Origin of the sequence: Geomonas azotofigens, assembly GCF_018919395.1 — a bacterium.
Lineage (GTDB): Bacteria > Desulfobacterota > Desulfuromonadia > Geobacterales > Geobacteraceae > Geomonas > Geomonas azotofigens.
Genome location: NZ_JAHLME010000003.1, coordinates 553,616 through 566,180 on the forward strand (window position 1 = coordinate 553,616; position 12,565 = coordinate 566,180).

Here is a 12,565-nt window from a genome sequence, read left to right on the forward strand (position 1 = left end):
CCCCTTTGCGAAGGGGGACAGGGGGGATTTGCCTTTTGCTCTCCCGCTGCTGCGAAAAATAAATCTCCCGCCATCCCTTCCGCATCTCCACCCGATTGCTCTCCTTCATCTCATGTGTATGAAAAAAAATTGTGTGTACAAAAATCTTAGCGATGCAGTAAAAATAGATATTCAATTTTGTAAAAAAACATGTTCGATTGCTTTTAGCCGGTGCTAATTATTATTTGTCTCATGTAAAACGATAAGCACATTTAACTGTTACGTTTCAATTGACTGTATATAGAATTTGTTGGACCGTAACATTAGTACTACTACGGTAGTAATGGGAGAACTATGGGGAACACGAGAAACAAGAAGCTTATGTTGTTGGGTCTGTCTTTGAGCTTTTTGGCCGTCGCAGGTTACGGCTTCTATTCCTGGCAACAATCACACGCGGACACTAGCAGGCAGATAAGCTACACCACCTTCATCCAGAAAGTTTCGGCCGGCAACATAACCAAAGTGAGGATTGTCGGCGACGAGATCACCGCCCACGCCAAAAACGGCGAGAAATTCAACCTCTTTCTCCCGGCGGGCGCCTACCTGGGCGATCTGCTTATCGCCAAGAAAGTCGACTTTTCCTCGACACCTCCTTCCGGCGGACCCAACTGGTTCGAGATCGGCTTCCTGGTCGCCATCGGCATCTTCCTGTTTGTCATCTTGAGGCGTTTTACCGGCATGGGGAGAAGCCGTGCCCGCGTGGTCGACAACTCCGAATCCACCACCCGTTTCAGCGACGTGGCGGGCGCCGAGGAGGCCAAGGCGGAACTGCTGGACACGGTCGAGTTTCTGAAGGACCCCGAGAAATTCTCCACCCTTGGCGGCAAGATGCCGACCGGCGTGCTCCTCGTGGGCCCTCCGGGAACCGGCAAGACCCTGATCGCTCGGGCGGTCGCGGGTGAGGCCGACGTTCCCTTCTTCTCCATCTCCGGCTCGGAGTTCGTCGAGATGTACGTTGGCGTGGGCGCCTCGCGGGTGAGGGACCTGTTCGCGCAGGCGAAGAAGGCCGCGCCGTGCATCGTCTTCATCGACGAGATCGACGCGGTCGGCCGCAAGCGCGACGCAGCCGCCGGCGGCGGCGCCAGCGACGAGCGCGACCAGACCCTAAACCAGTTGCTGGTCGAGATGGACGGCTTCGAGGTGAACTCGGGCATCGTGGTGCTGGCCGCCACCAACCGCCCCGAGATCCTCGACGCGGCGCTGCTGCGCTCCGGGCGTTTCGACCGCCAGGTCACCGTGGGCTGCCCCGATATCAGGGGGCGTGAAGCCATCCTCAAGGTGCACGCGAAGAACGTCCCGCTGCACGACGAGGTCGACCTGATGGTGATCGCCCGCGGCACCCCCGGCTTCTCAGGCGCCGACTTGGCCAACGTGGTCAACGAGGCCGCCATCCTCGCCGCGCGTTGCAACAAGGGCGCGGTCGAGATGATCGATTTCGACCTGGCCAAGGACAAGGTGCTCATGGGGGCCGAGAAGAAATCCATGGTCCTCTCGGACAAGCTGAAGCTTTCCACCGCCTATCACGAGGCGGGCCACGTGCTGGTGGCGAAACTGACCCCGGGTTCGGACCCGGTGCACAAGGTGACCATCATCCCCCGGGGACGGGCGATGGGGGTGACCGTGCAGATTCCCGAGGACGACATCTACTGCTACACCAAGGAGATGCTGGTCGCCCACCTCAAGGTGCTCATGGGGGGACGCGCGGCCGAGGAACTCATCTACAGCACCACCACCACGGGGGCGGGCAACGACCTGGCCCGGGCCACTGACACCGCGCGCAAGATGGTCAGCGAGTGGGGCATGTCGCGCGCCTTCGGGCCGGTAGCCTTTGGCCACAACGAGAACACGGATAACGGCGGGGGGGGCAAGAAAGGCTTCAGCGACGTTACCGCGCGGGAGATCGACAACGAGATCCGCTCCATCGTCAGCGGCTGCTATTCGGACGTGGTGGCCCTGCTGAGCGAGAACATGGATGCCCTGGAGCGGCTGACCCGGGAGCTGGTCGTCAAGGAAACCCTCGACGCCGGCGAGATCGATGCGATCCTCGGGTTCGGGGACGACGGCAGCGACGAGCCCGTCTCCGCCGCAGCCTGACCACTCCCGCCTGAAAACACCACTTGGGGACCGGCGCTCTTCGCAAGGCGCCGGTCCCCTTACTTTTCCCGCCAGCAGCAAAAGCTTGCCCGTCCCGCCGATCGATGTTATGAAAGAGCCTGGCCCAGGCCGATTCGAGCAGAGGAGCACCCCATGACCAATAACGACGTCTTCCGCAGACTGCGCTACGCGCTGAACCTCAACAACCAGGCTGTTGTCGAGGCTTTCCGACTTTCGGGCATGAAGATGGGGCAGGCGGACATCACGAGCTTGGTCAAGAAGGACGACGAGGAAGGGTTCCGCGAGTGCGGCGACGAGGTGCTGCAGGCGTTTCTGGACGGAGTGATCGCGTTGAGGCGGGGCAAGCGCGAAGGGGCCGATGACAAGGCGGCACCGTCCCCGGAGCAACTGACCAACAACGACATTCTCAAGAAGATCCGCATCGCGTTGAGCCTGAAAGAGGACGATATGCTGGCGATCTTCAAGCTGGCCAAGTTCCCCGTCTCCAAGTCGGAGCTGAGCGCGGTGTTCCGCGCCAAGGGGCAGGAGAACTACAAATCCTGCGGCGACCAGATGCTGCGGAACTTTCTCAAGGGACTCACCATCAAATATCGGGAAGGTGCCGAGAATTAAAGGCTGAAGGGAGGTTCGCTTGGACCGTCACGAAGTCGAAGGGGCCGCCGTCGCGGCCGAAACTGCCGAAGCTTCCAAACCAGCCGGAGCTTCCAGCACGGGCGAAGGTGAAGAGACCGTCGCAGCCATGGACCCGGCTGTCATCGCCAGCGGTTTGGCCGCGGTACGCAAGCGGCGCTGGTGTCTCTGGATCGTCCTCATCGTTTATCTCCCCACCATGTACCTGACCCAGAAGATTACCCACTCCTTCAGCGGCTCGATGCCGGTGTTTTTCGCCTGGTTCGCCGTGCTGCTCTGCGTCATGTTCTACTCCGCCACCGCCCGTTGCCCGCGTTGCCGCAACTACTATCACATGCAGGGGATGGCGCTGCTGTACCTGCGCAGGTGCCTGCACTGCCAGCTCCCCCTCGACGCGGACAAGAGGGGCAAGCTCTAGGGCGCCGTCCCCGCTTTTCCCTGCGCAGTTTCGCTGTACGCCCGCTGCGCCCTGTCCACCGCGGACAGTTCCGCTTCCAGCTCGTACAGGAGGTTGTCCCCGTCCACCTCGCTCCTGCGCATGAATATCGCCATATCCCTCACCCCTTGCTCGCTCAACTCCCGGGACAGGTGTTCCTCTATGGCGTCGATATCGAATTGAAAGGCGCGGTACGCGCGCTGTACCTCCTGCCCCAGTTCGGCTATCGGCTCGAAGGCGTCGCCCAACTCCATGCGTGGCATCCGGGCGCTCCGTGAGAGCCGTGGGTAACGACACTCGCCTGCGGACTTCTCCGCCTCCACCAGGTACGCGTTTCCCTGGTAGTGCATCCCGTTGGCGTGCCGCACCAGCCTCTCTCCCGCTCCGGTCATGGTGTTCACTTCCTCCCGTAACGCACGATACGCCCGGGGGAGGTCGGCTTCGTAGGCGAACCTGACGTCATCCAGCGCCTTGCGCGTGTCGCGGGTTTTTAGCTCCGCGTAACGCAGGTCGTCCTGGACCGTCTGCAGGGAGGCGCTATTTTCCTCCCGCCATCCGGCCCGCCACGACGAGCATCCTGACAAAGATATCCCAATGAGGAGTACCTCCAGCCAGGCGAGGGAACGTCGTGAGTTCGGTTGTCTCATGACAGGCTCCTGTTATGCTATTGCGATTGGATGATTGTACTTAATGTGCTGCTGGTGTCAACGCGGCAGCCGGAACAATATCCGTCATTGCCGGCTGCGCGGCGTTCACAACGAATGGTCCAAGATGGCGCTGCCGCCGGCTCCGGATTTTGGTAAAATGACCGTACTTGGCTCTTCTGTTAATGAGTCAGCAACGGGTCCAATGAGAGTTGCGTTTACCCTATTCATTGGCAAACCGCAGCGTGGGGGAGATCATGAAAAAGTACCTTTTAGCATTGATGATGACGCTGGCGGCGCAAGGAGCTGGCGCCGCCGTGGTTGGCCATAACGTCGAGTACCGCCAGGGAGACACCGTCCTGGAGGGATACCTGGCCTATGACGATGCCATCAAGGCGAAGCGTCCCGGCGTGCTCGTCATCCACGAGTGGACCGGCGTGAGCCCTTATGAAAAGATGCGTGTCGAGCAACTCGCCAAGTTGGGGTATGTCGCCTTTGCCGCCGACATTTACGGGAAGGGGGTGCGCCCGGTCGGTCCGGAGCAGGCCGCCAAGGAAGCGGCCAAGTACCGGGGCAACGACCGAAGCCTGATCCGTGCGCGCGCGGCGGCGGGGCTGGAGAAGCTGACCGGGCTACCCCAGGTCGATCCCAAGCGGCTGGCGGTGATGGGATACTGCTTCGGTGGCACGGCCGCGCTGGAGTTGGCCAGAAGCGGCGCCGACGTTCTGGGTACGGTGAGCTTCCACGGCGGTCTCAGCACGCCCAATCCAGCGGACGCGAGGAACATACGCGGCAAGGTGCTCGCGCTGCATGGGGCCGACGACCCGTACGTGAAGCCGGATGAGGTGGCCGCGTTCCAGAAGGAGATGCGCGACGCCAGGGTGGACTGGCAGATGAACCTGTACGGCAACGCGGTGCACAGCTTCACCAATCCCAAGTCCGGCAATGACAACAGCAAAGGGGCCGCCTACAACGAGAAAGCCGACCGGCGGTCGTTCGAGGCCATGAAGATATTCTTCAACGAGATCTTCGCAACTCGCTGACCTGTGTCGGTCACCGGTGGCGCTCCAGCGCCTTGTCCTCCGGGCGCTATAGGGGCAAATAATCATTTGCCCAGCCACCGGTGCCCCACCGCCGCTGACGGCAGGAGCGGCTTCTGGGCGACAAGGGGACGAATCAATATTGGTCCGACGGCTGGAGCCTGGACGCGGAGCCGCCGAGCCTTATTCCCTGCGGGCCCGTCCCGGCGCGCCGGTCGCCACACCGACCACCTGGGAGGAACTGGTCGCCGGGGCGAAGCCGGCTCCCTATGACCTGCGCAACCTCCACGAGCGCCTCGCAGGACTGCCGCGGGAGCCGTGGCCGGGGTGCTTCGAGTTGCGACAGAAGTTGCCAGGTGAGAGAGCTTGACTTGCCACCGCGCGCGGCGTTATACCTGTGCAATTCCTTTTCCCGGAGCATCCATGCCCGTTCGCTTCATCCACACCTCCGACATCCATCTCGGCAAGACCTACCGCGCCTCAGGCTGTGACGCTCAGCGTTACCAGGACTTCTTCACCACCTTCGCCGCCATCGTGGTCGACGCGGTGCGCGAGCAGGTCGACTTCGTCCTCATCGGCGGCGACCTCTTTCATACCGGCCAGATCCTCCCCAAGACCTTCGCCAAGACCATCGAGATCCTGCAGCCATTGAAGGATGCCGGCATCCCCTGTCTCGCCGTCGAGGGAAACCACGACTGGATCCACCGCCGCGACAGCGTCTCCTGGATGGAAGCACTCTCGCAGTTGGGTTACATCTCCCTGCTGCGTCCCTCCAGGAGCGGCGACGGCGGCTACCTTTTCGACCCCTTCGACCCGGAGCAGGGGAGCGGCGGGCATATCGAGGTCAAGGGAGTGAACATCTACGGCCTCGGTTACATCGGCTCCCAGGCCGGCAACCACGTGCCGCGCATCTGCGACGCCCTTTGCACCACGCGCAACATCCTGCTCTTTCACGTCGGGGTCTGGACGTACTCTCCGGTGGAGATCGGCAACATCAAGCCCGAGGAGGCGCAGCCCTTGGCGGCATGCTTCGACTACGTGGCACTGGGGCACGGGCACAAGCCCTACATCGTCACCGACGCCGACGGGCGCCCCTACGCCTTCAACCCTGGCTCGCCCGACTGCGTCAACTTCGGGGAGGAGCGCTACGACAAGGGATACTATCTGGCCGCGCTGGATCCGGACGGCACCGTGCGGCATGAATTCCGCCGCACCTCGCCGCGGCCGATGCTCGTCGTCACCGCCAACCTGGACGGAGCGGGCAACGCCACGGACGCCCTGGATCTGTTCAAGGCCCAGATGGCACAGAAGGTTGCCGGCTGCGGGGGGGACCGGGCACCGCTCATCGAGGTTCGCCTGGTGGGCAAGGTTGGCTTCCACCCCTTCGAGCTGAGCCGCGACCGCCTGCGCGCGTCGCTGTGCGAAATCTGCGAGCCGCTGCACCTTGAGATCAAGAACCACCTCTCGCTCGTTGCCGGCGGGGGAGGGGAGGAGAAGGTCAAGAAGAGCCTCGCGGAGATCGAGCGTGATGTGCTTGGCGAGCTGATCGGTGCCAATAGCCAGTACCAGGGGCGCGTGGACGAACTGACACGCCTGAGCCTGGCGCTGCGCGACCTGGTGCTCAAGGGGGACGTGGAAGGCGAAGAATTGCTGAGCCTGCTTTCCGCGGGAGGTGAATCGTGCGCATAGTCTCGGTCCATCTCAAGAACATCAAGTCGCACCGCGACAAGGAACTGGTGTTCTCGCCGGGGATCAACGTCCTTTCCGGCGCCAACGGTTCCGGCAAGAGCACCATCTTCGAGGCCATCGGCTACGCCCTTTTCGGCGTCGACGCCAAGGACTTCGTCTCAAACGCGGATCGCTTCCTCACCATCGGCACCAAGCGCGGTGAAATCGGCGTGGTCTTCGAGCCGGCGCCGGGCGAGCTGTACCGGGTGACCCGCACCGTGGGCACCGCCGGGAAGTGGCTCCTGGCCAAGGAGGTGGGCGGCGAATTCGAAGTCGAGGAACATGCCAACATGGAGGAGACCGAGGCGCGCATCGCGCAACTGCTCGGCCTCTCCGGCGGACGGCCGTTGTCGGAGCAGTTCAAGCTGGTGATCGGCCCCTTCCAGAACGACTTCCTCGGTCCCTTCGTGATCAAGCAACCCGCCAAGCGCCAGGATGCCTTCGACGAGATCCTCGGCATCGATGCCTGGCGCAAGACCCAAGATAAAACGAAGGTTTTGACCAGCACCATTAAGGCGAAGCTCGACGTGCTGCAGGCCGAGGTCGATAGCAAGTCCGAGCAGGTCGCCGTCCTTCCCGCCAAGGAAGAGGAACTGGCCGCTCTGCTGGCGCTGGGGGAGACCAAGCGGGCCGAGTTGGTGGCCAAGAACGCGGACCTTGAGCGTGCCACGGCGTTACTGACCGCGCTCGAGACGAAAAAAGAGGCGATCCAGTCGGTCCAGCAGGAGGTCCAGGGGTTCGAGGAGCGCGCCGACTCCGGCAAGAACTACGTCGCCAACCAGCAGCTTTTGGTCGAACAATCCCGGCAGGCGGCGGCGCAGCTGGCCGAGGCGGCTGCCGGAAAGCAGGGGTACGACGCGGCAGAGGCAAGGCTCAGGGAACTGCGCGAACGGCAGCAACAAAAGCACCTGCTGGAAAAGAAGCTCGCCGACCTGGAAAAGGAACAGGGGAGCGTGCAGGCCATGCTGGACGCGGAGAGCCGCGAACTCGAGCTCGCCAAGGCGTCCATGGACGAGGAGCGCAAACGCCTCACGGTCGACCTGGAGGCCCTGGCGGCCGCCCTGGCGGAGCAGAAAAATCGTGAGGCCGTGGCGGCGCAGGGATTGGCTGCGGCGGAGCAAAGCCGAACCGCGTTCCGCAAACTCCCCATGCACAACATGGAGGGCACGCTGCCCTACCTCAACGTCGCCCTCAGCCGGATCGAGGAGATCGACCGGCAGATCCGGGAACGTGAGAGTGTCCTGGCCGGTACCGCCCCCCTCAAAGCTGAGGCGGAGCAACTCGCCGCGCGCCAGGCACGGTTGGAGCAGATCCAGACGCGCCGGTCCGAGTTGGCGGGGCGCAGGCATTCACTGGTCGAGGGGCGCGACAAGATCGGCGCAGGCGCGTGTCCCTTCTTCCAGGAGCCGTGCCAGAACCTGCAGGGAGCGGACCCCGCCGGTCTCTTCGAAGTCCGCATCGCCGCCCTCGATGACGAGATCGCCGGGCTCGACGGCGAGGCGGTCGAACTGGCTGCCCAGGTCGGTTCGGCGCAGCAGGCCGCTCGCGAACTGGCGGGCATGGAGCAGGTCGCCCTTGAGCTCACCAAGGCCGGGCGGGAGCGGACCAAACAGGAAGAAGAGTTCGGCCGCAATTACGCGCAGATCGCTGTTCCCGCGCTTCGTGCGCCGCTTGAAGAGTGGCTGGCAACCGCATGTATTGGCACCGTTTCGCTCTCCAGCTTGCCGGTTGCGGAACTCGACCTGGCGGCGGCCCCGCAACAGCGCCGGGACGCGCTTGCCCAAACGACGGACGCTTGGCAGCGGGTCATCACCACGTTGGAAACGGCACTGGAAGAGCGGGTCAAGCTGGCGAGTGAGCCGGTTCAGGAATGTGCCCGCAAACTTGCCGAGCTGTCCGCACGGGGGGAGGTGCTCGAACAAAAGGAGCGCGAACTTGCCGCCGCACAGGAACGGACAGCCCTGCGCGAACAGTCCGTGGCGAGGCACAGCGGGCGGCTTGCCGCGCTCGTGACGGAGGTCGGCGCCCGGAAAGCCGAGATCGCCGCCTTTGCCGACGTTGAGCGTGGCGTGAAGGATGCGGAGGAGGAAATGGTCCGTTTCCAGCCGGCACGCGACAGCTACATAGCCAACCAGAAGTCGGCGGAAGAGTTGGGCAAGCGCCAGGAGATGCTGGAGAAATACCAGGCGCGCCTGCAAGAGGTAAAGGCATCGCTGGCCGCCAAGCAGGCCGAGCTGGGTGGGCTGGTTGCGGATTACCGTGCCGAGCAGCACGAGGCGGTGAAAAACGAGCGCGAACAGCTGGTGATGACGGCGACGAGGCTCACCTCCGAGCTAGGTGCCATCGCTGAAGGGGTAACCCGGCTGGAGGGAGAGACCGCCGCGCTGCGCGCCGTTGCCGCCGAAATTCAGCAGAAGCTCTCTGCCATCGACAAACTGAAGGAGCAGGCCGACCTGGTAAAGTTCCTGCGCAACCAGGTGTTCAAGAACGTCTCCGCGCAGCTTTCCGAGCGTTTCCGAGAAGAGATCAGCTTCCGGGCCGATCGCATCTACCGCAGCATCTGCGAGTCCGACGAGGAGCTCCTCTGGGGCGACAACTACCAGATCGTCCTGAAGGACATGGTGGACGGCGCCATGAGGGAGCGCAGCGATGACCAGCTCTCAGGGGGGCAGATGATGAGCGCGGTGGTGGCCCTGCGGCTGGCCCTGCTGCAGACCATCGGCGCCCGCATCGCCTTCTTCGACGAGCCCACCTCGAATTTGGACGCCGAACGGCGCGAGAACCTGGCCAAGGCGTTCCGCGCCATTGACGTCGGGCAGGAGGAGGTCACCGAACACTGGTACGACCAGCTCTTCCTGGTAAGCCACGACCTGAGTTTCACCGAGATCACCGATCAGACCATTCAGTTGGATTAGCCAACTTCTCCCCCTCCCTTGACGCGCCTGCGCCGCAGCGCTTCGGTCCGCGCAGGCGGAAGGGGACCTAGCCATTTGCGAGCCCACGAGCGGGCAACTTACCCCACCCCCTGCCCCCCTCCCGCAAGGGGAGGGGGGATAAGGATTTATATTCATGAATAACACGCATCGTGGAGCCTGGTTCATCGTCGCCTCGGCGGCTGGATTCGCCACGCTCGGCATCCTCATAAAAAGCGCCTTCACCGGCGGCGCCAATATCAGCACCGTTCTGGCGGGGCGTTTCCTCCTTGCCGGTGTCTTCCTCTTCGGCATCCTGCGCGCCCGCGGCATCAACTGTGCGCTTGACCGCAGGACCGCGCTGCAGCTCATCCTCATGGGAGCCGTCGGCTATGGCGGCATGTCCGGGCTCTACGCCAACGCCATCCACTACCTCCCCGCATCGCTTACCGGAATGCTCCTTTACACCTATCCCGCCCTGGTTACGGTCCTCGCTCTCATCGTGGGCGACGAGCGCTTCAACGCTCCCAAGGGGATCGCGCTCGTGGTCTGCTCGGTAGGGCTCGTCTTGCTGCTGGGGGCCTCGTTCGAGGGGGCGCAACTGGCGGGGGTGCTTTCGGTCCTTGGTGCGGCGGTGATCTACAGCTGCTACATCATCATCGGCAACCGGATCCTCAAGAACATCGACCCGATGGTGACCTCGCTCTGGGTCTGCACCGCCGCCGGGCTTGCCTTTCTCTGCTATGGCACCGCCAAAGGCGAACTGGTCCTCGACCTCAGCCCGCGGGGCTGGCTTTCCATCGTCGCTATCGCCGTGTTCCCGACCCTTTTTGGCGTCATGGGGTTCTTCGCCGGCCTGCGCCTGATCGGCGCCACCAACGCCTCCATCATCAGCATGCTGGAGCCGCTTATTACCGTGCTTCTGTCCATGATCCTGCTTGGCGAGCGGATCACCCCCCTGCAGGGTTTCGGCGGCGCGGTGCTCCTCTTTGGCGGGCTCATCCTGCAACTATGGGGACACGAGGCACGGCACGAGACGGTGACAGAGGTATGAGGAGGGGACAGGCACCTAACGTAGCCTGTCCCTTCTGCCGCACGATGCTCCCTTCCAATCGCCTGCTATCGTTGACTTTCAAAGAGCGATCTGCTAGAGACATAGGGCTTGTAGCTAACCCGGCTTAAAGGAAGACATGGAAGAGTTCTTCATCAAGTTGTCCATCATGCTGGTTCCCGCGTTGATGGCAATTACCTGCCACGAGGTGTCGCATGGCTGGGTCGCCGACAGGTTCGGTGACAACACGGCGAGATACCTGGGGCGCCTGACGCTCAACCCACTGAAACATCTCGACATCCTGGGTACGCTGATGATCTTCGTGGTCGGGATCGGGTGGGCCAAGCCGGTGCCGGTCAATTTCGGCAACCTGCGTCATCCCAAGAGGGACATGATCTGGGTAGCCGCCGCCGGCCCCATCACCAACTTCTGCCTGGCGACCGTCTCGGCCGTCGCCATGCGCGCCGTCATAGCCGGCACCCAGGGCGCCGCCGAGGGATCCATGATGGCCGCCTTCGCCGATCCCATCACCCTGATGCTGGCGTTCTCGGTCTACATCAACCTGATGCTCGGCGTGTTCAACCTGATCCCGATACCTCCCCTGGACGGCGGTCGGGTCGCGGTCGGGGTGCTGCCCTACAGCCTGTCCATGGCGCTCGCCAGGGTGGAGCCCTTCGGCATGATCATCATCATTGCCTTGGTGTTTTTCACCAAAGCTTTCAGCTATGTTATTGCACCCGCCCTCAATTTCGGCGTGCACCTCTTGGCCGGTCCTTACGCGAACCTGGTCTTCGGTGTCACCAAGCTCATGATGAAAGGGTAGGGGAGCAGAATCCAAAAAGGAGTTCGATTCTATGAGCAACAACCGTATCGTTAGCGGCATGAGACCTACCGGAAAGCTGCACCTGGGGCACTACCACGGGGTTCTGTCCAACTGGATGGAATTGCAGCGCAACTTCGAGTGCTTCTTCTTCGCCGCCGACTGGCACTCGCTGACCACCGAGTACGCCAGCACGGACGGTATCCAGGACAGCATCAACGAGATGGTGCTCGACTGGCTCGCTTTCGGGATCGACCCCGAGCAGAGCGTGATCTTCAAGCAGAGCCGGGTGCCGCAGCACGCCGAGCTGAACCTGATCCTCTCCATGATCACCCCGGTCTCCTGGCTGGAGCGCAATCCGACCTACAAGGAGATGCAGGATAACCTGACCACCAAGGACCTCTCCACCTTCGGCTTCCTGGGCTACCCGGTGCTGATGGCTTCCGACATCATCGTGTACAAGGCGGCCCGCGTCCCCGTCGGCCAAGACCAGATTCCGCATCTCGAGATCACCCGCGAGATCGCCCGCCGCTTCAACTACCTCTACGGCGAGGTGTTCCCGGAGCCGGCGGCGCTTTTGACCGAGACCCCCAAGGTGCTCGGCATCGACGGGCGCAAGATGAGCAAGAGCTACGGCAACGCCATCTTCCTTTCCGACGACGCCGAGGAGACCAGGAAAAAGGTCATGTCCATGGTCACCGACACCTTGCGCCCCTTCAAACGCGACCCGGGCGAGCCCGACCGCTGCGTCGCCTTCACCCTGCACTCCCTCTACGTCGATGCCGACAAGCGCGCCGAGATCGTGGAAGGGTGCCGTAGCGCCCAGCTTGGCTGCGTCGACTGCAAGAAGATCCTGGCCCAGGCCATGGTCGACACCCTGGCGCCGTTCCGCGAGAAGCGCGTGGAACTGACCGAGAAGCCGGGTCTGGTCGATGAAGTGCTCGCCGAGGGGAGCCGCAAGGCGGAAGTCGTCGCCAAGCAGACCATGGACGAGGCCCGCGCCGCGCTGAAGGTCTAGAAGATGTTCTACGTTCTATGTTCTAGGTTCTGCGTTTGAACCTTTGAGATGCGAATTGTGTCGCGGTGGCAGGCTCTGCCGTGAATGTTTCGGCTGGTAACGTAGAACATAGAACGTAGAACATAGAACAGT

At 62.6% G+C, this 12,565-nt stretch carries 11 protein-coding genes; 10 read left to right on the forward strand and 1 reads right to left on the reverse strand.

The annotated features are described in order from the left end of the window. Nucleotides 1–333 precede the first annotated feature (333 nt). From ftsH to KOL99_RS12260, 3 genes are all read left to right on the forward strand, one after another. Entirely contained in the window at nt 334–2,133 is a 1,800-nt protein-coding gene (gene ftsH / locus KOL99_RS12250) for an ATP-dependent zinc metalloprotease FtsH (protein WP_216510746.1), read from the forward strand. 153 nt (nt 2,134–2,286) lie between these two features. Then, a complete protein-coding gene (locus tag KOL99_RS12255; protein ID WP_216510747.1) occupies nt 2,287–2,766 on the forward strand; it encodes a YehS family protein in 480 nt (159 codons plus the stop codon). Between the two features lie 19 nt (nt 2,767–2,785). Beyond that, nucleotides 2,786–3,202, forward strand: coding sequence for a hypothetical protein (locus KOL99_RS12260; RefSeq protein ID WP_216510748.1), 417 nt, complete (start codon nt 2,786–2,788; stop codon nt 3,200–3,202). Here the strand turns inward: KOL99_RS12260 and KOL99_RS12265 are convergent. Continuing rightward, nucleotides 3,199–3,867 (reverse strand): hypothetical protein, encoded by a 669-nt coding sequence (locus KOL99_RS12265; protein ID WP_216510749.1) that lies wholly within the window; start codon nt 3,865–3,867, stop codon nt 3,199–3,201. The genes KOL99_RS12260 and KOL99_RS12265 overlap by 4 nt on opposite strands. A gap of 254 nt (nt 3,868–4,121) precedes the next feature. Here KOL99_RS12265 and KOL99_RS12270 point away from each other — a divergent pair, with 254 nt between their 5' ends. From KOL99_RS12270 to trpS, 7 genes are all read left to right on the forward strand, one after another. Continuing rightward, nucleotides 4,122–4,907, forward strand: coding sequence for a dienelactone hydrolase family protein (locus KOL99_RS12270; RefSeq protein ID WP_216510750.1), 786 nt, complete (start codon nt 4,122–4,124; stop codon nt 4,905–4,907). A 139-nt stretch (nt 4,908–5,046) separates the two neighbouring features. Then, entirely contained in the window at nt 5,047–5,274 is a 228-nt protein-coding gene (ligD, locus tag KOL99_RS12275; protein WP_216510751.1) for a non-homologous end-joining DNA ligase LigD, read from the forward strand. A 53-nt stretch (nt 5,275–5,327) separates the two neighbouring features. Then, the gene (locus KOL99_RS12280; RefSeq protein ID WP_216510752.1) at nt 5,328–6,593 is read left to right on the forward strand and encodes a metallophosphoesterase family protein; all 1,266 of its coding nucleotides are present in this window, start codon (nt 5,328–5,330) and stop codon (nt 6,591–6,593) included. After that, on the forward strand, nt 6,584–9,547 hold the full coding sequence (locus KOL99_RS12285; protein ID WP_216510753.1) for an AAA family ATPase: 2,964 nt from the start codon (nt 6,584–6,586) through the stop codon (nt 9,545–9,547). The genes KOL99_RS12280 and KOL99_RS12285 overlap by 10 nt, the downstream gene beginning before the upstream one ends. Nucleotides 9,548–9,701: 154 nt before the next feature. Beyond that, entirely contained in the window at nt 9,702–10,598 is an 897-nt protein-coding gene (locus tag KOL99_RS12290; RefSeq protein ID WP_216510754.1) for a DMT family transporter, read from the forward strand. Between the two features lie 136 nt (nt 10,599–10,734). Then, nucleotides 10,735–11,418, forward strand: a complete 684-nt coding sequence (locus KOL99_RS12295) for a site-2 protease family protein (RefSeq protein WP_216510755.1) — start codon at nt 10,735–10,737, stop codon at nt 11,416–11,418. A 31-nt stretch (nt 11,419–11,449) separates the two neighbouring features. Further along, on the forward strand, nt 11,450–12,433 hold the full coding sequence (gene trpS / locus KOL99_RS12300) for a tryptophan--tRNA ligase (protein ID WP_216510756.1): 984 nt from the start codon (nt 11,450–11,452) through the stop codon (nt 12,431–12,433). The last annotated feature ends 132 nt before the right edge of the window (nt 12,434–12,565 follow it).